We start from the raw sequence: 22,193 nt of genomic DNA, 5'->3' as shown, positions 1-22,193 counted from the left end.
CGCCGGCGAGCACACCGAACGCTCCCTCATCCTCGACCTGGCCTCGCGCCATCCTGGCCCGCCGCGCCCGCGGCGAGTCCATCCGCACCATCGCCACCGGCGTGAAGGTCTCCGTCGGCGTCGTTCACAGAACCGATGCGTGCGAACATTCAGGTCTACGGCAACAACGCCGCCGAGGACATCAAGAACTGGCGGGTGGCCAGATGACCAGCGCGAGCCCGGGATCGTCCCGTCTGATCGCAACGGTGGACGCCCTGCGTACGGCGCTGGCGGAGAGCACGGACCTGCTCCGGTTCACGCTCGGCGGGACCGTCGACGAGGAGACGGCGGCCGCCGCGGAGGCCGACGGGGTGCCCCGGGAGTTCCTGGACTTCTGCCGGGTGCTGGACGGTGCGAGCTGCGGGCCGTCCGTGCAGCTCTTCGGCCTGGAGGAGGCCAAGGAGCACCAGTTCTACCGCGGGCCGGTGGTCGACTCCCCGTTGGATCTGTCCCCGGAGAAGCTGTTCTGCGTCGGGTTGATCGGCGGCACACCGGTCTTCCTCGATCGCACGGGCTGCGGCATCCTCGGTATCCCGTACGAGCATTGGGAGTGGGTCGACGCGGAGCGCTTCGAGCGGCTCGCGCCCGGGCTGGAGGCGTTCTTCCTGGAGCGGTTGGCCACTCCGGAATACGCACGCCTTACGCCGATCGACGACGAGTTGGTGGAGTACGACGACTGGCTGAAGCTGTTACGACGAGCCGGTCTCGCCGGCTGAACCGCCGGCGCGGTCGGTGGGGGCCGGACACTGCTAGACGTACGACGAAGGGGAAACAGAGAACACGTGGCCACCCATGACGAGGTGGCGGAGTTGTTCGGCGCGGACCGCTTGGTCATGCTGGACCGTGCCGTCGCCGAGGATCGCGGGCTGTCCGAGGCCGACGCCAAGGTGCTGTGTGACGTCGTCCAGCATTCGATGAGGTCTTCCAGCTCCCGCTCCCGCAACCGAGAACCCGGGTGGGCCACCCGACAACCACCCGCACGACGATCGAGGACTTTAAAGACCGCTGTAACCGCCTTCCGCAATGCCACGAACTTCATCGGCTGACCCCGGCCCCAGCCACCCGCATCGGAACGGCCGGTCACGGCAAGACGAGCCCGTTGGGCTCCTTAACGCGACCGGCCGAGGCTGCTATATCTGTCAAGCCGCCAGCGGGAGGTCGTCGGTGACGGTTCGGCTTTCTTCAGCGGGCCTTCGCTCTAGGAGTTTGAAGACCTGGCGGGCGATGGTGCGTTTGAGGCAGCGTCGGGCTTCACGGGGCGATTTGCCCTCGGTGGTGCGTCGCTGGACGTAGGCCTTGGTGGCCGGATCGATGCGCATGCGGACCAGCACGATCGTGTGCAGTGCCCGGTTGAGCTGCCGGTCGCCGGTCTGGTTGAGCCGGTGACGGTTGGTCAAGCCGGAGGAGGCGGGGATCGGTGCGGTGCCTGCGAAGGAGGCGAACGCGGCCTCGGACCGGAATCGGCCGGGGTGGGACCAGCTCACCAGGATCTGCGCCGCGCTGATCGGGCCGACGCCGGGCAGCCGCAGCAGCTCAGGTGCCATCGCCTCGACCAGAAGGACGATCTCGGCCTCCAGGTCGTCGGCTTCCGCGCGCAGCGCCTGGATGCGGAGGGCAGTGGTCCGCAGAGCGCGGACGGTCATCCGGTGCTCGATGGTCTGGGCCGGCCGGTCTCGGAGCCGGGCACAGTAAGAGATCGCGGCCATGCGGCCCTTGCCGCGCAGCTCGGCCCGCAGATCCTCGGGCGCGGACACGATCAGGGCCTTGAGGTGATTGATCGCCGCCGTGCAGGAGGTGACCGCGCCCTGGCGTGTGGTCGGCAGAACCCGCAGCGCCTCGCGCTCACCGCGACGACGCGGATGGATCAGGTGCTCAGCCGTCAGCGCCTCACGGGCCGCCCGTACTGCATCGATCGCGTCGGTCTTGCGGCCTCCGCGCTGCGGGGGCCGCTTGGGACGGCACACCTCGACGACCCGTTCACCGGCAGCGTCGAGGAAGGCGGCGAGCCCGGCCCCGTAGCTGCCCGTTCCTTCCAGCGCCCAGCACCGAGCACCCGGGATCTGCTGTCGGGCGAAGGCCAGCAGCCGCTGGTATCCGCGCTGGTCGGCGAAGGCTTCGGCGTGTGCGAGCACCGCGCCGAGGACGGATACCGCCGCGGCGGCCAGGGTGTCGCGGTGGGTGTCGACGCCGATGACACCATCGACCTGTTCTGCCAGCATGGTCATGCGGTTGTTCTTCCTTCCGACGAAGACGACCGTGTGGTCGGTGTCGGCCTGGGTGAGATCACCGCGTGGCAGAACTGTGATGAGTCACGCCGCTGGGCGGCGGACAAGCTGCTGATCAAGCCAACGAAGGTGGGCCAGGCCGACGCCGGCACCCCGGCAGACATCTCGGCACACAAGGCAGCCCGTGGGCGCCAGTTCGGTTGCGAGTCAAGCCTGACAGCAATCCGACCCAGCCGGATCACCTAAATCAAGAATCACAGTTCGGTTGCTGCTCAAGCCCCGCCGCCCTCGTACAGACGAGCCACGGCCCCGAGACTCATCACTGTCTCGGGGCCGTGGTCAGGGCCGGCTATGAGATGGGTTCGGGGTTGAAGACCCAGTTCGCGGGGTTGGGGAAGGTGAAGTCGGCGCTGCAACTCGTCTGGATCCCGTCCGCGGAGGCCTCCGTGTTGGGGATGCCGCCTTCGACCAGGCCGCTGCCGTGGAAGTGCAGGTTCCGGCCGTTGTCGGTGATGGTGATCTCCGCAGGGTCGGTGCGCTGCACCGACCAGACAGGGTCCACACCGATCTTGTAGATGTCTCCTTGCTGTTCGGCGGACTTGGCGGTGCCGTCGGGGTTGAGCTGGACAACGATGTCCCAAGCCAGCGCGGCGATGCCACCCTGCCAAGCCAGGCACTGGAGCTTGACCGGCGCCGGGGTGCCGGTCGCCGTGGTGGTCGAGCCGGTGTCGGCGTGGGCGGGTGCCGTCCAGGCGGCCGTGATGGACATCGTCATCGTGGCCGCGATCGCCAGTGCGAGCGCCAGGACGAGTCGCCGCAGCTGGGCCGGGGTGTGGGTGATCGAATCGGTGAGGCGTTTCACAGCAGGTCCTCCTTCTGGGCGGAGCGGTCAATCCCAGATGTAGGACCTGGATCATTGTTCGTCACCGCCCAGGCCACGCGAACAAACAATGCCCGAACAATACCGATCAACCGCGGCGCCCTCCCCGGCGGGAGATGCCGGGCTCAGGCGCGGCGGAACGGTGCCTGACCGGCCTTCGAGGAGGATGAGTGCAGGAATCAGCGGTAGGCCACGGGGACCAGAAGTAACTCATCCGTGCCGGGATAGTCCGGGGATGGTGGTCAGCAGCAGCGGTACGGTCAGGAAGGCGAGGGCGGCGGTCAGGAAGGCGGCGGCGGTGGTGCCGCCCGCGATGCCAGCGGCGGTCGCGACGAGGGCTGGGACGGCGGGTTGGGCGATGCCCCAGGAAGAGCCGTGGAAGGCGAATCAGCGGGGGCGGTCTGCGGCGGGGGCGGTCTCGGCGAGCATGGCCTGCCAGCGGCCGAGCAGCACGCCGTTGACCGCCGTCCATCCCAGGTAGGCCGGCCACGGTGAGCGCCAGGTTGTGGCCGAGCAGCATCGCAATGGCTAGGACGCCCAGCAGGCTGGTTCCAGCGGCCGGCGCCGCCGTGTGCCGAAGGGCGTTGACCGGCCTGTGGGTCAGGCGGACGACCAACGGAGCCAGCAACGCCGAGCCGGTCAGCGTCAGGCCGGGCAGCCAGGCGGGCGCGTCCCGCTGGAGCAGCGCGAACGGCATGAACATCAAGACGGCCAGGTAGCCGTAGGCGAAGGCGGTGCCCGCCAGGGTCAGTTTCATCAGCAACGCTGGGGGCCGCCATCGGGTTCCCGACCGCTCCTGGTGGGGTCCCGGTAGCAATCGCGGAAAATCCAACGAACCTGTGTCTGAGCTGGGGTTACTCGAAGACGCGTTCAATGACTGCGGTGGTTTCGGCGGATCCGGCTCGGAAGTATCGGGCCGAGGTGTCCAGGGAGGCGTGGCCGAGGAGGGCTTGGACGGGGACGTCCTCGGCCGACTGCCGCAGGTAGGAGTAGGAGGCCTCCAGCGCAGACCGGTGCCCGTGGTCGCGGGGCAGCGGCTTCCAGCCCATCGCCGACACCTCGCGCAGCGCCTGCATCCCTATCTGCTCCCGCAAGATCAGAAACTCCGTGGCCTGCTGGAACAGCAGCGACGGGGTGTCGTGCTCCATCGCCCGGTCCAGCAGGAACTGCTCCAGCTCCTTCAACGACTCCCCGCCACTGGACGCCGGGCTCCAGTCCAGAGAGGCCTGCACCAGCCGAAGATGGTCGCTACGGGTCTGCGCCCGCCGCCCGTACTGCTCCAGCGACCCCGGGAACACCGCCAAGTATCGGAACCGACACGAACCGTAGCGGCAGAGATCAACGCCTGCCCTCGGAACCCGAATAACCCCAGCTCGGACGCTGGTTCGTTGGATTTTCCGCGATCGCTACAGGCACCCCTACAGGCTGCTGCCCCGGTCTGAACGGACCAAGCGGATCAGGCTCAGGACACCGGCGGTCCGGACAGCCGGAGGCCGCCGTGCCCGGCGAGGTGGGCACGGCGGCTCGTGGAGTGGGGCTTACCTCGGTGGAGTGTTGGTCCACTCCGCCACGGCGAACGCCTGATACGAGGAAACCTCGCCTGTCTTCAGGAAGCAGTCCGGCATGTCCGCAGCCTCCAGGCGGCGGGGCTTGCCGTCGGTCGTCTCCCGGCGGGAGTGCCCGGCTGCCGTGTGGCGGCGTGGCCACCAGGTCGCGGATGGCCAGAAGGCGCCCGCCGACCGGATCGATGATCCACTGACGCTGGTAGGTGCCCAGTTGCTTGGGCGCGGTGTACAGGCGAGCGGGACGGTCGTCGCCAGCGCTAGGGAGATCACCCTTCCGGTACGGCCCATCGGGTCGGCCGCCGTGCCCTCGGCCTTGACGCCGGGCAGGGTGGCGAGCATCTGGAACGCCGCCGCCCGCACCCGCGGCGGGGCGGGTGCCTGAGACAGCAGGGTTCCGGCCACATCGCTCAGCGCCCGGGTGCGTTCCGCACCTTGCAGGGAGCGGATGGGTTGCGGTCAGGCGTTCAGGAACTGGTGGAGCTGCTTGTCGAACTCCCGCGGGTCCTTGCTCAGCGATGCCTTGACCATTTCGGTGAACTCGTCGACGACCACCTCGAATGCGTCGGCCTCGACACCGTCGAGGGTGATACGGGCGACATCGGCTGGGTCCATCTTGGGCACGTCGTAGCCCTTCATCATGTCGGTGTCGGCCGCCCCGAGATGGACCGAGGTGACGAGCGTGCCCTGACCGGCCAGTTCCTGGCGCAGTGCTTTACTCATGCTCCAGACGGCCGCCTTCGACACCGCATAGGCGCTGCTGCCGGGGAAGACGAACCAGGACGCCGAAGAGGCGATGTTCACGATCGCGCCCCCGCCATTCGCTGCGAGGACCGGCGCGAAGGCACGGACCATCGACAGCGTGCCCCAGAAGTTCACGTCCAGCGCAGCGCGGACCGCCTGCAGGTCACCGAGCAGGGCGCCGCCTCCGATGCCGGCATTGTTGACCAGCAGATTCACATCGCCCGCTACGCGGGCTGCGGCCGCGACGGAGTCCGGGTCGGAGATGTCCAGGGCGAGGACCTCGACGCCGTCGAGATCGATGGACTCGGGACGACGGGCAGTCGCGTAGACCTTCGCGCCTCGCTCGACGAGCTGGGAGGCGAGGTGGCGGCCGATGCCGCGATTGGCTCCGGTGACGAGCGCAGTCGCTCCGTGAATGTTCATAAGACGTACGCTAGATCCTCACGCCAACGTGAGGATCAAGTCCGGACTGCACGGGAGGTGCCATGCGCATCGGAAAGGTGGCCGAACGTGCTGGAGTCAGCGTCCGCGCGCTGAGGTACTACGAAGAGCAGGGGCTCGTCATCGCCGACCGCAGCCCCAGCGGCCACCGCCAGTACCCCGAGTCTGCCGTTGAGCGGGTGAAGTTCATCCAGCTCCTCTACGCGGCCGGTCTGACCAGTAAGGCGATCCTGCAGATCCTCCCGTTCCTGGGCACCCTCATCGCGACCCCGCAGATGACACGCCGACTCACGGACGAGCGTGCCCGTATCCGGGTCAAGATCGACGCCCTGACCAGGGCGCACGATCGACTCGAAGAGCTGATCCGCCTCGCCGCCGAGTACGAGAATTCTCCGGCGACGTGCTCGGCGAGCGCGGACGTCGCCGCATCGCACACGTCACCTCCGCGGCACTGACTGCAATGCGAGAGGCTGTTCCGGCAGCGCTGGCAGGTAGACACAAGAACCGCTTCCCGGCCGAATTCATCCCGCCGGGACCTGGCGCCTCAACGGCGGCCGGGCCGGTGCTTAGCGGCGGTTGTCGCCCGGAACGACCATCCGCGCTACGCCGACTCCACCAGGCCCACTAACGCGACTTTTCGGTCCGATGCTGGTCGCCCCCCACGCCGCGCTGGAGCACTGGATCGGGCGCTTCGCTGACTTCCTAGTCACCAGGCACGGCCTGGCCACCGTCCTGCAGTCCGATCAGGCGGGCTTCGAGGTGCTGCACACCTACTTCTTGGACCGGCTCATACCCGTATGCACCCAACTGCTCAAAGCCGCGGCCGCCGTTGGCGAGATCCGCGCCGATCTGGGGGCCTACGAGCTCATGCGCGGTGTCGGCAACCTCTGCATCGGGGCCGACAGCGATCCCCGGTACGACCCGTGCCGGCTGGTCAAGGTCCTTACCGCAGGACTACGTGCGCCGCAGTAAGCACGCGGCGCGGCCAGACCACGCGCCCCGGCCGACCCGCAGCATCAAGGCGGCTGGTTGCCCCGCACCGCTTCCCCTCAGGTCGCGGCGTGACGGTCAACGGCGAACGCCGCCTCGCTGTTAGCCGCAGTACGGGCACGTGCCTTGATGCCTGCATCCCCGCACGGCCTGACGGATCATGTCGCCAGGCTCCCCTGCAGGAAGGCGAGGACCGTCTCGCGTACGCGTGCCGCGGCCTCGGGTGCCGCGTCTCGGATGATCGTGTGCAGGCCGACACCCCGTAGCATGGCGATCAGCGCCAGGGTGATGCCTTCGGTGTCGATGTCGGGCCGGATGTCGCCGTCCGCGATGCCGGCACTGAGGTCTTCGCCGATCTCGCGGGCGAACAGGTTGTCGCGTTCGGCGAACATGGCCCGCAGGTGCGGCGTGGCGCCGATCGATTCGGCCCACAGCAGCAGGAACGCACGCGCATGCTCGTCGCCGGCGGCGATCTGGTCGATGTAGCGCGCGGCCCGCTGCCGCAGCCTGGTCAGGCCAGGACTGGACGCCTCCGGTGGTGCCACTCGCAGCTGGGCCCCCGTGACCAGCGCGGCGAGCAGCGCCTCCTTGGTCCCGAACATGTGGTTCACGATGCCCCGGCTGTAGCCGGCCAGCCGCCCGACCTCCTGCAAGGTCACCGCACGCGACCCGCCGGCCGCCACCAGTGTGGCGGTCGCGTCGAGGAGGCGCCGCTCGGTCTCCTGCCGGCGCTGCCGCTGCGTGCGCGTCCCTTCCTTGGGTGACCGCTCTTTGGCCGGCTGCGACGGCATGGTCAGGGCGCCGGCTCGAAGAAGCCGGTCATCTGGGCCAGCCGGCCGTCGTCGCCGTAGCGCGCCCAGCTCGTCCCGGTGAAGATGGCCTTGCCGTCCCCGTCGAACATCGTCCAGTTCGATATCGCCTGGTCATGGTGCTGAGCGAACTTGTCGTTGCGGAACGTGGCGCCGGGGAAGTTGCGCTGCGTGGTCTGCATCTTGGCGGTCAGCTCGCGGTGACCACGGGAGACGCTCGCCGGGTCGGTGTAGACGCAGTCCGGCGTCACGCTGTCATCGAGCATCCGCTGCCGCTCGCCGTCAGAGACGGCGGACCACGCGGCCTGTTCATCAGTCAGAAACTCCACCGGCACGAGCGGACCGTAGCTAGCCCCGATACCCGCGCGGCGATCTTTCCGCGTACCCCAGCGGAGCCCTCAGCCGGTGTGCTATCCGGCGTCGCCGATGAGCGTTCCGTTGTTCCCGATGGGCCGTGCCTGGTTCAGCGGCCGCGGAGCCGGGACGCCCTCGACCACCGGTGGAAGCGCTGCCCGGAGACGTACCAGTGGTCACCGCGGACGCACTTCGCGGAGATCGGCCTGCCGGTGAACGAAGTGGTGCGGTGCATCCGCCGGCCGAGCGCGCCGTCGGGCCCGGCCCGGCCGCCGAGGCGGGGCCGGACCGGGCCCGACGGGTGTCGCTCAGGCGCCGACGTAGGCGGCGAGGTGCTCGCCGGTGAGGGTGGAGCGGGCGGCGACGAGGTCGGCGGGTGTGCCCTCGAAGACGATCCGACCGCCGTCGTGACCGGCGCCGGGGCCGAGGTCGATGATCCAGTCGGCGTGCGCCATGACCGCCTGATGGTGCTCGATGACGATCACCGACTTGCCCGAGTCGACGAGCCGGTCGAGCAGGCCGAGCAGTTGCTCGACGTCGGCGAGGTGGAGGCCGGTGGTCGGCTCGTCCAGGACGTACAGCCCGCCCTTCTCGGCCATGTGGGTGGCCAGCTTGAGCCGCTGCCGCTCGCCGCCGGACAGCGTCGTCAGCGGCTGGCCGATGACGAGGTAGCCGAGCCCCACGTCGGCGAGCCGGTCGAGGATGGCGTGTGCGGCCGGTGTGCGCGCCTCGCCCGTGCCGAAGAACTCCCGGGCCTCGGCCACCGACATCGCGAGCACCTCGCTGATGTCGCGGCCGCCGAACCGGTACTCCAGCACCGCCGCCTGGAACCGCTTCCCCTCGCACTCCTCACAGGTGGTGGCGACGCCGGCCATGATCGCCAGGTCGGTGTAGATGACGCCGGCACCGTTGCAGTTCGGGCAGGCACCCTCGGAGTTGGCGCTGAACAGCGCAGGCTTCACGCCATTGGCCTTCGCGAACGCCTTGCGGATCGGGTCGAGCAGTCCGGTGTAAGTCGCCGGGTTGCTCCGGCGCGAACCGCGGATCGCGCTCTGGTCGATCGAGACCACGCCGGCCCCGGCGGGGATCGACTCGTGCACGAGCGAGCTCTTGCCGGAGCCGGCGACGCCGGTGATGACGGTGAGCACCCCGAGCGGGATGTCGACGTCGACGTCACGGAGGTTGTTCGCCGTCGCGCCGCGGATCTTCAGGGTGTCGGTGGGCTTCCGCACCGTGTCCTTGATGGCGGCCCGGTCGTCGTAGTGGCGGCCGGTGATGGTGTCGCTGGCCCGTAGCTCATCGACGGTGCCTTGGAAGCAGAGGGTGCCGCCCCCGGTACCGGCGCCGGGCCCGAGGTCGACGATGTGGTCGGCGATCGCGATGACCTCCGGCTTGTGCTCCACGACGAGCACCGTGTTGCCCTTGTCCCGCAGCCGGAGCAGCAGTTCGTTCATCCGCTGGATGTCGTGGGGGTGCAGGCCGGCGGTGGGCTCGTCGAAGACGTAGGTCACGTCGGTGAGTGAGGAGCCGAGGTGGCGGATCATCTTGACGCGCTGGGCCTCGCCGCCCGACAGCGTCCCCGACGCCCGGTCGAGCGAGAGGTAGCCCAGGCCGATCTCGACGAACGAGTCGAGGGTCTCCCTCAGCGAGGTCAGCAGCGGCGCCACCGACGGCTCGTCGAGTCCGTGGACCCATTCGGCCAGGTCGCTGATCTGCATCGCACAGGCCTCGGCGATGTTGACGCCCTTGATCCGCGAGGACCGGGCCGTCTCGCTGAGCCGGGAGCCGCCGCACTCGGGGCAGGCGGTGAAGGTGACGGCCCTGTCCACGAACGCCCGGATGTGCGGCTGCATCGCCTCCTTGTCCTTGGACAGGATCGACTTCTGGACCCGGGGGATCAGCCCCTCGTAGGTCAGGTTGACGCCTTCCAGCTTGATCCGGGTCTGCTCCCGGTAGAGGAAGTCGTGCAGCTCTTTCTTGGTGTAGTCGCGGATCGGCTTGTCCGGGTCGAGGTATCCCGAGGCGGTGAAGAGCTTGTAGCTCCAGCCGCCGGCCTTGTAGCCCGGGACGGTGATCGCGCCCTCGTTGAGCGACTTGGAATCGTCGAAGAGCTCGGACAGGTCGATGTCGGAGACCTTGCCCCGCCCTTCGCAGCGCGGGCACATGCCGCCGGTGATGGTGAAGCTGCGGTCCTCCTTCCCGTCTTTTCCGGAGCGCTCGGAGGTGACCGAGGCCGTTCCGCTGACCGAGGCGACGTTGAAGGAGAACGCCTGCGGCGAGCCGATGTGCGGCTTCCCGAGCCGGCTGTACAGGATGCGCAGCAGCGCGTAGGCGTCGGTCGCGGTGCCGACCGTGGAGCGGGGATCGGTGCCCATCCGCTGCTGGTCGACGATGATCGCGGTCGTGATCCCGTCGAGTACGTCGACGTCGGGCCGCGCGAGCGTCGGCATGAAGTACTGCACGAAGGAGCTGTAGGTCTCGTTGATCAGCCGCTGCGACTCCGCGGCGATCGTGCCGAACACCAGCGAGCTCTTGCCCGAGCCGGACACGCCGGTGAACACCGTCAGCCGGCGCTTCGGGATCTCGACGCTGATGTCCTTGAGGTTGTTCACGCGCGCGCCGTGCACCCGGATCAGGTCGTGGCTGTCGGCCACGTGGGACGCCGGCGCCTGGGTGTCCGTCCTCGTGGCAATGCTCATCGTGTCTCCATCCATCGGGCGGGCCGCCTCCGGGGTCGCCGTCGGCGTCGCCTGGCTCAGTCTGACCGGCTTCGAGTCGTAGGTTCGGTTCTGTCCTTGCCGGCGTGGTCGCGGCGATGACCACCGCCGGCCGGCGGGGCGGCACCCGTACGGCCGACGCCGACGGGTCGCGACCGGCGCACGCGACCGAGCATCCCACGCGGTCTCGCCGGGAAGGAGGTGAGCGCGGCCACGCGGCGCGCCCGGCCGAGGCGTCAGACCAACCAGCGGCCGTCGCGCATCAGTTCGCGGTCGTCCAGTTCGTTCACCTCGCGCCATGCTTGGATACGGCGCGGGAGGACGCGGAACCAGCGGTACGGCGTGGTCAGCTCACGTGGGTCGAAGCCGGTACGGGCGGCGAACCGGTCACCCTGCTCCTGCGGCAGCGCGTCGATCTCGAGGATCTCGACCTCGCCCTCGATCATGGACACGTCGCGGGTGGGGCCCAGTCCCAGCCGAGTGGACCGGGCGGCGGCCAGGTTCCTTCCGGTCCGGCTGTCCGTCGGCGTGGCGAGCAGCAGCGCCTCGCCGTCCCAGTCGAAGGACAGCGGCACGAGGTAGGGGGCACCGTCCGCGGAGGCACTGGCCACCCAGATGTCCGTATCGTTCGCGAGCCGGTGCTCGGTGTCGCGACGACGTTGGGCGCGGGAGCGAGGATCGGCAGTCATGGGTCCTGAGAAAGGTCGGGGACGTTGCGGTCGGGAACGGTGGGCGTGGCCGCCGGGCGGCCGCCACCGGCGCCGGGCGCCGGCTCCGTCACTGCAGCCTCCGTGCCGGCCTGACCGTGACGGAGGGCGGTGGCTCAGCGGATCTCGTTGATGCGGACCATGTTGCCCGCGGGGTCGCGGAAGGCGCAGTCACGGATCCCGTACGGCTGCTCGGTCGGCTCCTGGACGACCTCGGCGTCACCGGCCTGGAGCCGCTCGAACGTGCCGTCGAGGTCGTCCGTGGCCAGGACGATGATGGCGTAGGTCCCCTTGGCCATCATCTCGCTGACCGTGCGGCGCTCGTCCTCGGTGATACCGGGATCGGCGGCCGGCGGGTGCAGCACGATGGACGTGCCGGGCTGGCCCTTGGGGCCGACCGTGATCCAGCGCATCGTGCCGTGGCCGACGTCGTTGCGGACCTCGAAGCCGAGCGTGTCTCGGTAGAAGGCCAGGGAGGCGTCCGGGTCGTCATGAGGCAGGAAGGTGTTGTGAATCCTGAGGTCCATGGCCGTCAGGCTAGTTGCGGCCGGTGCGTGCGCGCTTCTCGATTCCTGATCGGTCCGGTCGCCTGGTGCGGGGCGTAGGACGGGGTCACCGCGGTCGTACGCGCCGGTCGAAGAAGGCGGCGATCGGATGACAAGATGGTCCGCCGATGGCTGAAGACGAATCTCACGGCACGGCATCGAGCCCCGACCGGATCCGCGGAGGCGGCGTGCCGGCCCGGCCGGCGTCGGCCGCCGGGGGCGCGCTGCGCGACTGGGGGGCTCCGGGCCTGCCGTCGGCGTACGACCCGGAGCGCGACCCGTACCGCGTCTACCTGGACCGGCTGGACAGCGAGCAGTCGCGGCGTACGATGCGCGGCTGCCTTGACCGTATCGCCCGGATCGTCGCCATGGACGAGAACGTGACCGGGGCCGGACGCCCGTGGTGGCTGCTCCGCTACGAGCACACGACGCGGATCCGCGCCGAACTGCGCGCCAGGACGGGGGAGGACGGGCGGCCGGCCTACTCGCCGTCCTCGATCAACAAGCATCTCGTGGCGCTGCGGCAGGTGCTGCGCGAGTGCTGGCGGCTGGGGCTGATGACGGCCGAGGACTACCAGCGCGCCGTGGACCTGAAGTCGGTGGAGGGGAGCCGGCTGCCGAGCGGCCACCACATCCCGGACCGTTCCCTGGCCGCCGCCCTGGCCGTGTGCGACGCCGATCCCTCGCCCGCCGGGCGGCGGGACGCGGCGCTGCTGGCCGCGCTGTACACCACCGGCGCCCGGCGCGGGGAGATCGCCGGGTTGGCGGTCGGCGACTATGACCCGGCGGAGCGGTCCCTGCGGGTTCGCGGCAAGCGCGACAAGGAGCGGCTGGTCTTCGTGACGGTCGAGGCGGCCGCGCGGCTGGACGCGTGGATCGCCGTACGCGGCCGCGGGCCGGGGGCACTGTTCCCGCCGATCAGCAGGATGGGCCGGTGCCGGGTCCGGGACGGGGCCCTGGCCCACCCCACGGGTCAGGCGATCGCCGGGATCCTCGCCCGCCGACTGGCGGAGGCGGGTGTGCCGTCGCACACGCCCCACGACTTCCGGCGGACCTTCATCGGCGAGTTGCTCGACGCCGGAGTCGACCTGGCCACGGCGCAGCAACTCGTCGGTCACGCCTCACCGGCCACGACGGCACGCTATGACCGCCGTCCCGAGCGACGGCGTCGTGACGCCGTCGACCGGCTCCGCCTGCCCTGATCGGCCGGAACGCCCCGGGTACCCGCCGAAGGGCCCCGGGGGAGTCACAGCCCCCGGGGGGCCGGAGGCGGGGCTACTCCGCTGACGCGTGCGCCGTGCCTTCGGCGTGGACGCGCTGGGCGAGGAAGAGAGCCGCACGGTCGAGCGCCTCGTCCGCCTCGTCCAGGACGCCGGCGAACGACTGGAACACGTGCGGCACGTCGGCGGTGACGTCCAGGATGACGTCCACTCCGGCTTCTCTCGCGCGTGCGGCCAGGCGCGTGGAATCCTCCAGGAGGATCTCGTTGGTGCCCACCTGGATCAGCATCGGGGGGAAGCCGGTCAGGTCGGCGAGGACGGCCGGGCTGAGCAGGGGCTGGTTCGGGTCGGCTCCCGCGAGGTACATGGCCCCGGTGTATTCGACGGCCGCACGGGTGAAGATCGGGTCGATGCCCTCCTTCGTGTCCATGCTCTCGCCCGTTCGGGTGGCGTCGAGGCCCGGGGAGAACGCCACGATGGCGGCGGGAAGCGGAAGGCCCGCGTCGCGGGCGGCGAGGCAGGTGGTGACGGCGAGGCCGCCGCCGGCGGAGTCACCGGCGAACGCGATGGCCGAGGGATCCTCGCCGCTGTCGAGGAGGGCGCGGTAGGCGCTCAGGGTGTCCTCGATCGCGGCCGGGAACGGATGCTCGGGGGCGAGCCGGTAGTCCACCGAGTAGGCCCCGAGGCCGGTCTTGGCCACCAGGTGCCCCGTGAGCGACAGGGCGGTCTCGGGAGAGCCGAACACCCACGCGCCGCCGTGGAAGTACAGGATCGTCCCGGCGCGCGGCCCATCGCCCGGCTCGACACGCAGCGCGGGCCGGTTTCCGAGCGTCGTCTGCGCGGTGCGGATGTCCCGGGGCACGAGCATCTGCGCCATCAGCGCCTTGAACCCGGTCCGGAGCGCCTCGACCGACCTGGGACCTGCGGGGCGCGGCTGCCGCATCATCGCGTCGACCTTGGCGCGCTGTTCCCTGCTCATGGGTATGCTCTCCTCGAAATAGCTTCCATCGCACTATATGCCAAGGAATCTAAGTTGAGTGACGCTGACGACCTGCTGAGCCTCTTCGCCGACCTGGTCCGATGCGAGACGCGCCTGTACAACACCCTCAACGACCGTCTCCGGGAACGGCACGGGATCGTCACATCACAGTTCGAGGCCCTGCGCTACCTGCGCGACCACCCGGGGTCCCGCGTGGCGGACCTCGCCGCCGAGTTCGCCATCGGCATCGGGGCGACCAGCAAGAGCGTCGACCGTCTGGAGAGGCAGGGATGGGCCGTCCGGCAGCCGAATCCATCCGATCGCCGGTCCTCGCTGCTGGCCCTGACCCACGACGGATCGCGGCTCGTCGACGCGGCGGAGGCGACCGTCACCGATGCGCTGGCCGAGCTGATCGGAGGCGCTCTCGACCGTGCCGCGGTGGCGACCGCCGCCCAGGCCTTCTCGAAGCTGCGCTCCGTCCTCGAACGCGACCAGATCGGCACGCCCACGGGCTGACGATCCCGTGGGCGCGGTCGGCGGCGCCCTCGGTCATCGGTCCGTCGCGGCCCGGTCGGCCGGTCTCGCCGCGGCCGGGTGCCGGTGGCGGGTCACGGCCATGCGCGACAGGACGATCGAGGCGGCCGTGACGCCGGCCCACAGCGGTGCCATGAGGATGTGCAGGATCCCGAGCCAGGTGACCGCGGAAAGGCGGTAGAGGGCCACCTGTGCCGCCAGGCTCGCGAAGCTCACCACGGAGATGCAGAGGGTCGCCCGCAGGTAGAAGCGGTGGAGCGGCCGGTGCGAGCGCCAGTCGGGCGGGCCGCCCACGATCCGGTTCGCGACCAGGCCGGCCAGGGGGCGGCCGGCGAACACGGACAGGAGGCAGGCCGCCGTCGCGGCCGCCGGAAGCAGCATCGGGAGGAGGAAGAAACCTCTCGCCTGCCCCGTGCCCGCCGCCGTCGCGGCGCAGAGCAGGGCGAGGAGCGCGCCGAGGACCGCATGCCCGACCTGCCGCCGGGCGCGCAGCCGCCAGCCGAGGGCGAGGAGACCGGCGGCGACGGTCGCGATCAGGGCCGCCCGCAGTCCGCCGATGCCGTCGGCCACGACGAAGATGAGGGTGGGGGCCGCCGTGGTCACCAGTGAGGAGACTCGGCCGCCCCGCCCGATCGCCGTCGCCACCGCGCGCGCGGCCGTGTCGTGCTGGACCGGGGGCGACGCCGCGTCGGGGTTGTGATGGTTCTGCGACCGGGGCTCACTGGGCGAAGTCCTCATGACCGCCCTCGCGTCGGGGCGGCGTGCCGTCCGGAACCGGCGGCGGGATCCGCCGGCGTGTGCGGGCTCCGGGCCTGCTCGTCGGCGCGATCCAGGGCGCGGAGCGCGAGCAGGCCGCCGATGCCGGGGACCGCGGCGCGCACCGCGATCCCGGTGGTCCGGCGCGGGTCGCGCCAGGTGGCGAAGACGCCGAAGAGCCAGGCGATGCCGTGCACGGGCCCGAACAGCGCGGCGATCTGGGGTACGTGCGCGGTCGCCAGGTTGGCGAGCAGGACGGCGAGACTGACCAGTTCGACGGTCGCGGAGACGCGCAGCGGCCTGCGGATGTGCCGTGACGTCGGGGTCGTGGGCGCGGTGATGGGTCACACTCCTGTGGTGGAGCCGGGGCGGACGATCATCAGAACGGTGACCGTGGCCCACAGCAGGTTGAAGGTGCCGGTCAGCATGGCCAGTCGCTTGATGAGCGCAGGCTCGATGCCCGTCGCCGTCGCGGCGCCGGCACCGGTCAGGCCGACGAGGACGGTCTCCTGAGCCGGGAGCACCAGCAGCGCGAGCACGAGTGCGGCGGCGCCGGTGAGGAAGATGGAGATGATCAGCCAGGGCGTGCCGAGGACGTGCAGGCTGCCGGCGGTCGCGAATCCGAATACGGGAACGGCGAGGCCGACGACGGCGTAGACGCGGCAGATGCGGTGCAGCAGCCGCACGACGGCGGTCGCCTCGGTCCCGCCGGACGCGTCGGCGGCCCTGCGGGCCGCGGCGGGGAACATGCTGCCCGCGACGGTGACCGGGCCTACGGCGATGACCGCCGCGAGTACGTGGAGGATGAGGAGGATCTTGGTCATCGCCGGAGTGTGCCTTCGGTCTGAGAGAGGGAACGGGGTCAGGCGCTCAGCGGGACGGGACCGAGGTCGCGCCACACGACACCGCGGCGCTCGTGCTCGAGCAGCTCCTCGACGGCGAGGGCGATCTTCGGCCCCACCTCCCTTTCCAGCAGGTACAGCCCAAGGTCCAGGCCGGAGGTGACGCCGCCGGAGGTGACCAGGTCGCCGTCGTCGACGACCCGGGCCCGGATGACGTTGACGCCGCTCGCGCCGAGCGCGTCCAGGCCCTGGTGATGCGTGATGGCGTTGCGGCCCTGGATGAGCCTGGCCATCGACAGGAGCAGCGAGCCGCCGCACACCGTGGCCACCGTGGTGCCGGGGGCGGCCATGGCCTTACCCAGCAGCGCCGGGAGCCCGGTGGTCAGGGTGCGGCCGAGGACGGCGGGGACCGTGGCCGGCCAGTCCTCGTCGGTGACCTCGTCCTGATCCTGCGCACCGGATCGGCCGGAGGCGCCGGGAACGACGATCAGGTCCGCGCGGTCGGGGTCCAGGCCGGCGGTGGCCGGCAGGGAGACGTGGGGGATGCCGCTGGGAACCTCCCGCGGTCCGTCGGCGGCGACCAGTTCGGCGCTCACCTGCTCGGTGAACAGGCCGGCGGCGCTGAACACCTCGAACGGGGCGACGATATCCAGCGGGTCGAAGCCATCAAAGAGGACGAATTGCGCAAGCATCGATGTCTCGTCTCTGTCGTTCCGTTACTGCCGCGCTCACGCTAGGAGACCCGATGCGCGCGGACCACAGGCTGGATCGACAGATTTGAACGAGTTCTCGCCAACTCACTGAGCTGCGGATTTCATCTTCCCAGCCATTCCAATGCACGGCTACGCCTTGGCTGGAATCCGGCGTACGCTGCGTTCGTGCATACGGTGGCGGTTCTGGTGATGGATGAGACGGTGGTCTTCGACATGGCCGTTCCGGTCGAGGTCTTCGGCCGGGTCCGCCTACCGGACGGGCGCCGTCCGTATCGGGTCCGGGCCTGCGGCCCCCAGCCGCACGTGTCGACCGAGATCTTCACGATCCACCCGCCGTGGGGGCTGGAGGCGCTCACGGATGCCGACACGATCATCGTGCCCGGCCGCAGTGAGACCGCCGGGCCACCGTCAACCGACGTCCTGGAGGCGCTGCGGGACGCGGCCGCCCGCGGCACGCGCATCGCCTCGATCTGCGGCGGCGCCTTCATCCTGGCCGCCACGGGCCTGCTGGACGGTCTGGCCGCGACCACGCACTGGACCGCTGCGGAGCATTTCGCCGAGATGTTCCCCAAGGTCGAGCTGCGGCCCGACGTGCTCTACGTCGACAACGGGCAGTTGCTCACCTCGGCCGGCGCGTCCGCGGGCCTGGACCTGTGCCTGCACATGGTCCGCCGCGACCTGGGCTCGGCCGTCGCGGCCGACGCCGCGCGCCTGGCCGTCACGCCGCTGGAGCGGGAGGGCGGCCAGGCGCAGTACATCGTCCACGAGCGCCACCCGGTACCCCGGGGCTCGCTCCTCGAACCGACGCTGGCCTGGATCGAGGACCACCTGGGGGAGGACCTCACCCTGGAGGCCATGGCCGCCCGCTGCGGCATGAGCACCCGTACCTTCAGCCGCCGCTTCCGCGAGCACACCGGCACCACGCCCCTGCAGTGGCTGCTGCGGGCCCGGGTCAGGCGGGCGCAGTACCTGCTCGAGCACACCGACCACTCCGTCGAGCGGATCGCCGCCCAGGCCGGCTTCGGATCCGCGACGGCCTTCCGCGAGCGCTTCAAGCGCGTCGCCGGCACCACCCCGCATGCCTATCGGGCCGCCTTCCGCGGCTCGCGCTGAACACGACTGGAACGACCCGTTCGGCCGGCAGGTCAGGTTTCGATGAACTTGGAGGCGGTGTGGAGCACGGCGTTCAGCAAGCCGGGGAAACAGGCGTCCAGGTCGTCGCGGCGCAGGCTGAGGATGCGCTGAGAACCGCTCACCCTGACCTGGATCACCCCGGATTCGCGCAGAACCCGCTGGTGGTGGGAGAACGTGGACCGGCTGATCGTCAGGCCGGCCGTTTGCTGCAGCCGGGTGCACGACGATTCCCCCACGCGGTTCAGGGCGCGCACCATCAGCAACCGCGCAGGGTCGGCCAAGGCCGCCAAGACCTTCGGTAGTCGCAGGTCGGCCGTGACGGGGTGGGTCTCATCGATCAGCACGATGCTCCCTCAGGGCGTCGTTTCGCCATCATGTCGATGACTATCGTACTGTTCGATACCCATCGATGTATTCGTTGTCTGTCGAATCGAGGTCATGACATGGACGACAGCAAGGTGGCGCTGGTCACTGGAGGTTCTCGGGGGATCGGCGCGGCCATTGTGCGCCGACTGGCGGCCGATGGCATGCGGGTGGCCTTCACCTACGCCACCAAGCGGGACCGGGCCGAGCAGGTCGTCAACGAGGTGAACGCCCATCAGGGCCACGCGCTCTGCCTGGAGGCCGATGCGGCCGATCCCGCCGGCATCGCCGGGGTGGTGGAGCACGCCCTGGACCGATGGGGGCGGCTCGATGTCGTGGTGGCCAACGCGGGCGTGGCCCGTGCGGGAGGCATCGACACCCTTCCCGCCGAGGAGATCGACCAGATGATCGACGTTAACGTGCGCGGGGTCGTGCACACCATCCGAGCGGCCCTGCCCCACCTCCGCGACGGCGGCCGCATCGTGACGATCGGCAGCGTCAACGCCGAGCGGGCCCCCTTCGCCGGAGCGGCCGCCTATGCCATGACCAAGGCGGCCGTCGCCGGCCTGGTCCGCGGCCTGGCCCGAGATCTGGGACCCCGCGGCATCACGGTGAACAACGTCCAACCCGGCCCCACCGCCAACGACAGCATGACCGTGGACGGTCCCGCCGCCCACGCCATGACCAAATGGCTGGCGCTGCCCAGGATCGGGACGCCGGAAGAGGTCTCGGCGCTGGTCTCCTACCTCGCCGGCCCGGAGGCCGCCTTCGTCACCGGCGCCAGCCTCACCATCGACGGCGGCTTCGCCGCCTAGTCGACACCGTTTCGACATCGGCGGCGGCCCAGGCAACAGAGAAGGGAGCGCGGGGAGGGCCCCGGGCTCGCGCAGGCCTTAGGCGGGTGCGGAGGCCGCGATGGAGTAACGACCCGGGCGGTCGAGGTGGGGCCGATCAGGGCGCTCAGGTGCCGGGGGTCTCATCCGGCGCTACCGGCCGCCAGGTGACGGTGAGGGCGTCACGCCGTCCGGTCTGTTCCAACGGGCGTGACGATGTCGGGCATCACCAAGGACACCGGCGTCGGGCGAGCGACGCTGTACAAGTACTTCCCCGACGTCGAGTCGATCCTGCGCGCCTGGCATGACCGTGAGATCGACCGGCATCTGGACCGGCTGCTCCAGGTTCGCGACGGCACGGAAGGCGCCATGCGGCGGCTGGAGACGGTGCTGACCGCGTACGCGGCGGCGATCTCGCACCCGGGACGGCACGACTCCGAGATCGCCGCCGAGCTCGACCGCGGCGATCATGTCGCCGCCGCCCACCAGCGTCTGCGCGACTTCATCCGGGATCTGGTGGCCGACGCCGCGGAGGCCGGCGCCGTACGCCGGGACGTTCCGGCCGACGAACTGGCCGTCTACTGCCTGCACGCACTGGCCGCAGCCGCCCGTCTCCAGGACGCGGCGGCGGTCCGGCGCCTCGTGCGGACCACCCTGTCCGGCCTTCAACCCGGACAGTGAGCGAACGGCGAGGCGGCCCGGCCTCAGGAGGCCGAGCGGCGGTGGCGCCGGTAGTGGCGGGCCGCGCGGACCCGGTTGCCGCAGGCCGCGGAGCACCACTCACGGCGAGGGTGGTCCTTGCGGAAGTACAGGACGCATCCGGGGGCCAGGCAGGCACGCAGCCGCAGCCGGTCGGGGCGGCCGAACAGGTCGACGGCCTCTTCGGCGATGGCCGACACCGCCGCGGCGGGCGCCCGCCCGCCGGCGCGGATGAGGCGAGCGGGCGTTCCGCCGGGCGTCCATGTCAGCGCCGCCCACCGGGGTACCGCGCCGGCCGCCTCGTTGACGACGGCGACGGCCGCCTCCAGGTCCCGGATCGGGGCCGTCGCCGCCGGCCGGGGGTCGCCGGTGGCCTCGGCCGCGAGGCGCCGCAGGGCGTCCCGCAGCCGGAGCAGCCGCCCCGTCAGGTCCCCGGCGTCCTCCGCGGTCAGGTCGTCCAGGTCGGACGCGGTCATCGGCGCCAGGCGGGGAAGAACGGCCCGCAGCCACGCCGCGGCGCCGGCGGGCCCGTCGAGCGCGTCGTGCACGCCGTCGCGGTCGCCCCAGACCGTGTTCATCAGCTCGATGGGCAGCGGTTCGCCCAGCAGCGGCGCGCTCGTTCCCATGGCCGCACCCTACCGCGCTCTAACGGAACTCCCCGCGGCCATGCGTTATACGGCCGCTCCGCCGTCCCTCCGGAGCCGCTCAGGAGTCGAAGCCGACGCCCAGGTGGTCGAGGGTGCGCAGCCACAGGTTGCGGCGGCCCCGGTGGCGGTCGGCGCGGGCGAGCGACCAGCGGGTGAGCTGGATGACGCCGTAGCGCAGCGGCTCGGGCGGGAACGGCATCGGCTTGGAACGCACCATCTCCAGCCGGGTGCGCTCGGTTTCCGCGCCGGACAGCAGGTCGAGCATGACGTCGGCGCCGAACCGCGTCGCGCCGACGCCCAGGCCCGTATAACCGGCCGCGTACGCCAGCCGGCCGCCGTACGCCGTGCCGTAGAACGCACAGAAACGGCTACAGGTGTCGATCATGCCGCCCCACGCGTGGCTGAAGCGGACCCCCTCCAGCTGCGGGAACGTCGCGAAGAAGTGCCGGGCGAGCGTCGCGAACGTCTGCGGGCGGCGTTCCAGCTCGGACGCCACCCCGCCGCGGAAGTGGTAGATGGCGTCGTAGCCGCCCCACAGGATCCGGCCGTCCGCGGTGAGCCGGTAGTAGTGGAACTGGTTCCCGGCATCGCCGACGCCCTGGCGGTTCCGCCAGCCGATCGACGCGAGCCGGTCGGCGGGCAGCGGCTCGGTGACCAGCACATAGTCGTACACCGGAACGGCGAAGTGCCGCAGGCGGCGCAGGGGCCCGGCGAAGGCGCCCGTGCCCACCGCGACCTTCTCGGCCTCGACGGAGCCGTACGGCGTGCGCAGCCGCAGCCGGCCGTGGTGTTCGTCCTCGACCGCGTCGACCGGGGTGCGCTCGTACAGCCGGACGCCGGCCGTCAGGCACGCCTGCCGCAGTCCCCAGGCGAGCTTGGCCGGATGCACCATCGCGACGCCGTCCCGGTCCCACAGCCCGCCCTGGTAGGTGGGTGAGGCGATCTCGGCCTGGACGGCGTCGGCGTCGAGCAGCTCGGCGGGGCGGCCGAGGGCGGCGGACTCCTCGGCCAGCGTCCGCAGGCCGTCGAGCTGCCAGTCCTCCGTCGCGACGCTGAGCTCACCGGTGCGCTCGAAGTCGCAGTCGATGCCGTGGCGCCGCACCGTGTCCTCGATCCCGTCGAGGTTCTCCCGGCCGAGGCGCTCGAGGACGGGCATCTCCTCGCGCCAGCGGGCCAGGCCGTTGCCGAGTCCGTGGGTGAGGCTGGCCGCGCAGAACCCGCCGTTGCGGCCGGACGCGGCGCCGCCCGCCACGTCCGCCTCGACGACGACCACGTCCAGGGACGGGTCGCGTTCCTTGGCCCGCAGCGCCGTCCACAGTCCGGTGTAGCCCGCGCCGACCACGGCCAGGTCGCAGGAGGTCGGGCCGACGAGCGCAGGCGCGGGTTCGGGCGCCGCCGGGTCGGCCAGCCAGTACGGCGCGGGCTCGGCCTCGGCCAGGGCCGCCAGGACGTTCATCTCC

29 protein-coding genes are annotated in these 22,193 nt (G+C 70.8%); 11 read left to right on the top strand and 18 right to left on the bottom strand.

What is annotated here, in order from left to right:
* Window positions 1-203: 203 nt before the first annotated feature.
* Both NDW01_RS28845 and NDW01_RS28840 read left to right on the top strand, forming a co-directional pair.
* On the top strand, window positions 204-755 hold the full coding sequence (locus NDW01_RS28845; protein ID WP_252826762.1) for a hypothetical protein: 552 nt from the start codon (window positions 204-206) through the stop codon (window positions 753-755).
* A gap of 66 nt (window positions 756-821) precedes the next feature.
* A complete protein-coding gene (locus NDW01_RS28840; protein ID WP_252826750.1) occupies window positions 822-1,085 on the top strand; it encodes a hypothetical protein in 264 nt (87 codons plus the stop codon).
* 93 nt (window positions 1,086-1,178) lie between these two features.
* Here NDW01_RS28840 and NDW01_RS28835 read toward each other — a convergent pair whose 3' ends face one another.
* Window positions 1,179-2,264, bottom strand: a complete 1,086-nt coding sequence (locus NDW01_RS28835; protein ID WP_252826748.1) for an IS110 family RNA-guided transposase — start codon at window positions 2,262-2,264, stop codon at window positions 1,179-1,181.
* On the opposite strand from NDW01_RS28835, the gene NDW01_RS28830 reads away from it, so the two are divergent.
* Window positions 2,214-2,510 carry a hypothetical protein gene (locus NDW01_RS28830; protein ID WP_252826737.1) on the top strand — a complete coding sequence of 99 codons (297 nt, stop codon included), beginning with the start codon at window positions 2,214-2,216 and terminating at the stop codon, window positions 2,508-2,510. The two genes, NDW01_RS28835 and NDW01_RS28830, sit on opposite strands and share 51 nt — an antisense overlap.
* 103 nt (window positions 2,511-2,613) lie before the next feature.
* Here the strand turns inward: NDW01_RS28830 and NDW01_RS28825 are convergent, their stop codons facing one another.
* Window positions 2,614-3,126, bottom strand: a complete 513-nt coding sequence (locus tag NDW01_RS28825) for a hypothetical protein (protein WP_252826735.1) — start codon at window positions 3,124-3,126, stop codon at window positions 2,614-2,616.
* A gap of 542 nt (window positions 3,127-3,668) precedes the next feature.
* Here NDW01_RS28825 and NDW01_RS28820 point away from each other — a divergent pair.
* Window positions 3,669-3,863: a hypothetical protein gene (locus tag NDW01_RS28820; RefSeq protein WP_252826732.1), complete on the top strand. Its 195-nt coding sequence runs from the start codon at window positions 3,669-3,671 to the stop codon at window positions 3,861-3,863.
* A gap of 135 nt (window positions 3,864-3,998) precedes the next feature.
* On the opposite strand, the gene NDW01_RS28815 is transcribed toward NDW01_RS28820, so the two are convergent.
* From NDW01_RS28815 to NDW01_RS28805, 3 genes are all read right to left on the bottom strand, one after another.
* Window positions 3,999-4,442: a DUF4158 domain-containing protein gene (locus NDW01_RS28815; protein ID WP_252827179.1), complete on the bottom strand. Its 444-nt coding sequence runs from the start codon at window positions 4,440-4,442 to the stop codon at window positions 3,999-4,001.
* A gap of 240 nt (window positions 4,443-4,682) precedes the next feature.
* Complete coding sequence (locus NDW01_RS28810) at window positions 4,683-5,111, bottom strand: hypothetical protein (protein ID WP_252826729.1); 429 nt, start codon at window positions 5,109-5,111, stop codon at window positions 4,683-4,685.
* Window positions 5,112-5,165: 54 nt separating this feature from the next.
* The gene (locus NDW01_RS28805; RefSeq protein ID WP_252826727.1) at window positions 5,166-5,873 is read right to left on the bottom strand and encodes an SDR family oxidoreductase; all 708 of its coding nucleotides are present in this window, start codon (window positions 5,871-5,873) and stop codon (window positions 5,166-5,168) included.
* A gap of 62 nt (window positions 5,874-5,935) precedes the next feature.
* On the opposite strand from NDW01_RS28805, the gene NDW01_RS28800 reads away from it, so the two are divergent.
* Both NDW01_RS28800 and NDW01_RS28795 read left to right on the top strand, forming a co-directional pair.
* A complete protein-coding gene (locus NDW01_RS28800; RefSeq protein ID WP_252826717.1) occupies window positions 5,936-6,346 on the top strand; it encodes a MerR family transcriptional regulator in 411 nt (136 codons plus the stop codon).
* A 190-nt stretch (window positions 6,347-6,536) separates the two neighbouring features.
* Entirely contained in the window at window positions 6,537-6,863 is a 327-nt protein-coding gene (locus NDW01_RS28795; protein WP_308211806.1) for an SbtR family transcriptional regulator, read from the top strand.
* A gap of 176 nt (window positions 6,864-7,039) precedes the next feature.
* Here NDW01_RS28795 and NDW01_RS28790 read toward each other — a convergent pair whose 3' ends face one another.
* The 5 genes from NDW01_RS28790 to NDW01_RS28770 all read right to left on the bottom strand — a co-directional run bounded on the left by NDW01_RS28790 (window position 7,040) and on the right by NDW01_RS28770 (window position 11,995).
* Window positions 7,040-7,672, bottom strand: a complete 633-nt coding sequence (locus NDW01_RS28790) for a TetR/AcrR family transcriptional regulator (protein WP_252826708.1) — start codon at window positions 7,670-7,672, stop codon at window positions 7,040-7,042.
* Window positions 7,673-7,674: 2 nt separating this feature from the next.
* Window positions 7,675-8,019: a nuclear transport factor 2 family protein gene (locus NDW01_RS28785; protein WP_252826691.1), complete on the bottom strand. Its 345-nt coding sequence runs from the start codon at window positions 8,017-8,019 to the stop codon at window positions 7,675-7,677.
* A gap of 333 nt (window positions 8,020-8,352) precedes the next feature.
* Window positions 8,353-10,743, bottom strand: a complete 2,391-nt coding sequence (locus tag NDW01_RS28780) for an ATP-binding cassette domain-containing protein (RefSeq protein ID WP_252826679.1) — start codon at window positions 10,741-10,743, stop codon at window positions 8,353-8,355.
* Between the two features lie 254 nt (window positions 10,744-10,997).
* Window positions 10,998-11,450 carry a pyridoxamine 5'-phosphate oxidase family protein gene (locus tag NDW01_RS28775; protein WP_252826669.1) on the bottom strand — a complete coding sequence of 151 codons (453 nt, stop codon included), beginning with the start codon at window positions 11,448-11,450 and terminating at the stop codon, window positions 10,998-11,000.
* A gap of 134 nt (window positions 11,451-11,584) precedes the next feature.
* The gene (locus NDW01_RS28770) at window positions 11,585-11,995 is read right to left on the bottom strand and encodes a VOC family protein (protein WP_252826659.1); all 411 of its coding nucleotides are present in this window, start codon (window positions 11,993-11,995) and stop codon (window positions 11,585-11,587) included.
* Window positions 11,996-12,141: 146 nt separating this feature from the next.
* Here NDW01_RS28770 and NDW01_RS28765 point away from each other — a divergent pair, with 146 nt between their 5' ends.
* Window positions 12,142-13,215 carry a tyrosine-type recombinase/integrase gene (locus tag NDW01_RS28765; protein WP_252826657.1) on the top strand — a complete coding sequence of 358 codons (1,074 nt, stop codon included), beginning with the start codon at window positions 12,142-12,144 and terminating at the stop codon, window positions 13,213-13,215.
* 73 nt (window positions 13,216-13,288) lie between these two features.
* Here NDW01_RS28765 and NDW01_RS28760 read toward each other — a convergent pair whose 3' ends face one another.
* Entirely contained in the window at window positions 13,289-14,212 is a 924-nt protein-coding gene (locus tag NDW01_RS28760) for an alpha/beta hydrolase (protein WP_252826646.1), read from the bottom strand.
* Window positions 14,213-14,266: 54 nt separating this feature from the next.
* Here NDW01_RS28760 and NDW01_RS28755 point away from each other — a divergent pair, with 54 nt between their 5' ends.
* Entirely contained in the window at window positions 14,267-14,728 is a 462-nt protein-coding gene (locus NDW01_RS28755) for a MarR family winged helix-turn-helix transcriptional regulator (RefSeq protein WP_252826635.1), read from the top strand.
* A 33-nt stretch (window positions 14,729-14,761) separates the two neighbouring features.
* On the opposite strand, the gene NDW01_RS28750 is transcribed toward NDW01_RS28755, so the two are convergent.
* The 4 genes from NDW01_RS28750 to NDW01_RS28735 all read right to left on the bottom strand — a co-directional run bounded on the left by NDW01_RS28750 (window position 14,762) and on the right by NDW01_RS28735 (window position 17,036).
* Window positions 14,762-15,484, bottom strand: coding sequence for a DUF3159 domain-containing protein (locus NDW01_RS28750; RefSeq protein ID WP_252826603.1), 723 nt, complete (start codon window positions 15,482-15,484; stop codon window positions 14,762-14,764).
* A complete protein-coding gene (locus NDW01_RS28745) occupies window positions 15,481-15,699 on the bottom strand; it encodes a hypothetical protein (protein WP_252826593.1) in 219 nt (72 codons plus the stop codon). The genes NDW01_RS28750 and NDW01_RS28745 overlap by 4 nt, the downstream gene beginning before the upstream one ends.
* Window positions 15,700-15,846: 147 nt before the next feature.
* On the bottom strand, window positions 15,847-16,326 hold the full coding sequence (locus NDW01_RS28740) for a hypothetical protein (RefSeq protein WP_252826590.1): 480 nt from the start codon (window positions 16,324-16,326) through the stop codon (window positions 15,847-15,849).
* Between the two features lie 38 nt (window positions 16,327-16,364).
* Window positions 16,365-17,036: a DJ-1/PfpI family protein gene (locus NDW01_RS28735; protein ID WP_252826578.1), complete on the bottom strand. Its 672-nt coding sequence runs from the start codon at window positions 17,034-17,036 to the stop codon at window positions 16,365-16,367.
* 186 nt (window positions 17,037-17,222) lie between these two features.
* Between NDW01_RS28735 and NDW01_RS28730 the strand changes: the two genes are divergently transcribed.
* Entirely contained in the window at window positions 17,223-18,170 is a 948-nt protein-coding gene (locus NDW01_RS28730; RefSeq protein ID WP_252826506.1) for a GlxA family transcriptional regulator, read from the top strand.
* 32 nt (window positions 18,171-18,202) lie between these two features.
* Here NDW01_RS28730 and NDW01_RS28725 read toward each other — a convergent pair whose 3' ends face one another.
* The gene (locus NDW01_RS28725) at window positions 18,203-18,535 is read right to left on the bottom strand and encodes an ArsR/SmtB family transcription factor (RefSeq protein ID WP_252826504.1); all 333 of its coding nucleotides are present in this window, start codon (window positions 18,533-18,535) and stop codon (window positions 18,203-18,205) included.
* A gap of 99 nt (window positions 18,536-18,634) precedes the next feature.
* Here NDW01_RS28725 and NDW01_RS28720 point away from each other — a divergent pair, with 99 nt between their 5' ends.
* Together NDW01_RS28720 and NDW01_RS28715 are read left to right on the top strand one after the other, a co-directional pair.
* Window positions 18,635-19,369, top strand: coding sequence for an SDR family oxidoreductase (locus tag NDW01_RS28720; protein WP_252826502.1), 735 nt, complete (start codon window positions 18,635-18,637; stop codon window positions 19,367-19,369).
* Between the two features lie 234 nt (window positions 19,370-19,603).
* A complete protein-coding gene (locus tag NDW01_RS28715; RefSeq protein ID WP_252826493.1) occupies window positions 19,604-20,068 on the top strand; it encodes a TetR/AcrR family transcriptional regulator in 465 nt (154 codons plus the stop codon).
* A 23-nt stretch (window positions 20,069-20,091) separates the two neighbouring features.
* On the opposite strand, the gene NDW01_RS28710 is transcribed toward NDW01_RS28715, so the two are convergent.
* Window positions 20,092-20,712, bottom strand: a complete 621-nt coding sequence (locus NDW01_RS28710) for an ABATE domain-containing protein (RefSeq protein WP_252826491.1) — start codon at window positions 20,710-20,712, stop codon at window positions 20,092-20,094.
* A gap of 79 nt (window positions 20,713-20,791) precedes the next feature.
* A complete protein-coding gene (locus NDW01_RS28705; protein WP_252826489.1) occupies window positions 20,792-22,189 on the bottom strand; it encodes an NAD(P)/FAD-dependent oxidoreductase in 1,398 nt (465 codons plus the stop codon).
* Window positions 22,190-22,193 lie beyond the last annotated feature (4 nt).

This window comes from Actinoallomurus soli (genome assembly GCF_024055715.1).
GTDB lineage: Bacteria > Actinomycetota > Actinomycetes > Streptosporangiales > Streptosporangiaceae > Actinoallomurus > Actinoallomurus soli.
The sequence above is the reverse complement of the archived record's forward strand: the minus strand, read 5'-3'. Positions and strand labels throughout refer to the sequence as shown.

What these genes read in the sequence shown, in the direction of transcription:
- NDW01_RS28710 (WP_252826491.1), bottom strand. Translation starts at nt 20,712, where the DNA reads ATGGGAACGAGCGCGCCGCTGCTGGGCGAACCGCTGCCCATCGAGCTG.
- NDW01_RS28770 (WP_252826659.1), bottom strand. Translation starts at nt 11,995, where the DNA reads ATGGACCTCAGGATTCACAACACCTTCCTGCCTCATGACGACCCGGAC.
- NDW01_RS28820 (WP_252826732.1), top strand. Translation starts at nt 3,669, where the DNA reads ATGGCTAGGACGCCCAGCAGGCTGGTTCCAGCGGCCGGCGCCGCCGTG.
- NDW01_RS28735 (WP_252826578.1), bottom strand. Translation starts at nt 17,036, where the DNA reads ATGCTTGCGCAATTCGTCCTCTTTGATGGCTTCGACCCGCTGGATATC.
- NDW01_RS28795 (WP_308211806.1), top strand. Translation starts at nt 6,537, where the DNA reads ATGCTGGTCGCCCCCCACGCCGCGCTGGAGCACTGGATCGGGCGCTTC.
- NDW01_RS28845 (WP_252826762.1), top strand. Translation starts at nt 204, where the DNA reads ATGACCAGCGCGAGCCCGGGATCGTCCCGTCTGATCGCAACGGTGGAC.
- NDW01_RS28760 (WP_252826646.1), bottom strand. Translation starts at nt 14,212, where the DNA reads ATGAGCAGGGAACAGCGCGCCAAGGTCGACGCGATGATGCGGCAGCCG.
- NDW01_RS28765 (WP_252826657.1), top strand. Translation starts at nt 12,142, where the DNA reads ATGGCTGAAGACGAATCTCACGGCACGGCATCGAGCCCCGACCGGATC.
- NDW01_RS28740 (WP_252826590.1), bottom strand. Translation starts at nt 16,326, where the DNA reads ATGACCAAGATCCTCCTCATCCTCCACGTACTCGCGGCGGTCATCGCC.
- NDW01_RS28720 (WP_252826502.1), top strand. Translation starts at nt 18,635, where the DNA reads ATGGACGACAGCAAGGTGGCGCTGGTCACTGGAGGTTCTCGGGGGATC.
- NDW01_RS28705 (WP_252826489.1), bottom strand. Translation starts at nt 22,189, where the DNA reads ATGAACGTCCTGGCGGCCCTGGCCGAGGCCGAGCCCGCGCCGTACTGG.
- NDW01_RS28800 (WP_252826717.1), top strand. Translation starts at nt 5,936, where the DNA reads ATGCGCATCGGAAAGGTGGCCGAACGTGCTGGAGTCAGCGTCCGCGCG.
- NDW01_RS28805 (WP_252826727.1), bottom strand. Translation starts at nt 5,873, where the DNA reads ATGAACATTCACGGAGCGACTGCGCTCGTCACCGGAGCCAATCGCGGC.
- NDW01_RS28750 (WP_252826603.1), bottom strand. Translation starts at nt 15,484, where the DNA reads ATGAGGACTTCGCCCAGTGAGCCCCGGTCGCAGAACCATCACAACCCC.
- NDW01_RS28775 (WP_252826669.1), bottom strand. Translation starts at nt 11,450, where the DNA reads ATGACTGCCGATCCTCGCTCCCGCGCCCAACGTCGTCGCGACACCGAG.
- NDW01_RS28835 (WP_252826748.1), bottom strand. Translation starts at nt 2,264, where the DNA reads ATGACCATGCTGGCAGAACAGGTCGATGGTGTCATCGGCGTCGACACC.
- NDW01_RS28780 (WP_252826679.1), bottom strand. Translation starts at nt 10,743, where the DNA reads ATGAGCATTGCCACGAGGACGGACACCCAGGCGCCGGCGTCCCACGTG.
- NDW01_RS28790 (WP_252826708.1), bottom strand. Translation starts at nt 7,672, where the DNA reads ATGCCGTCGCAGCCGGCCAAAGAGCGGTCACCCAAGGAAGGGACGCGC.
- NDW01_RS28715 (WP_252826493.1), top strand. Translation starts at nt 19,604, where the DNA reads ATGTCGGGCATCACCAAGGACACCGGCGTCGGGCGAGCGACGCTGTAC.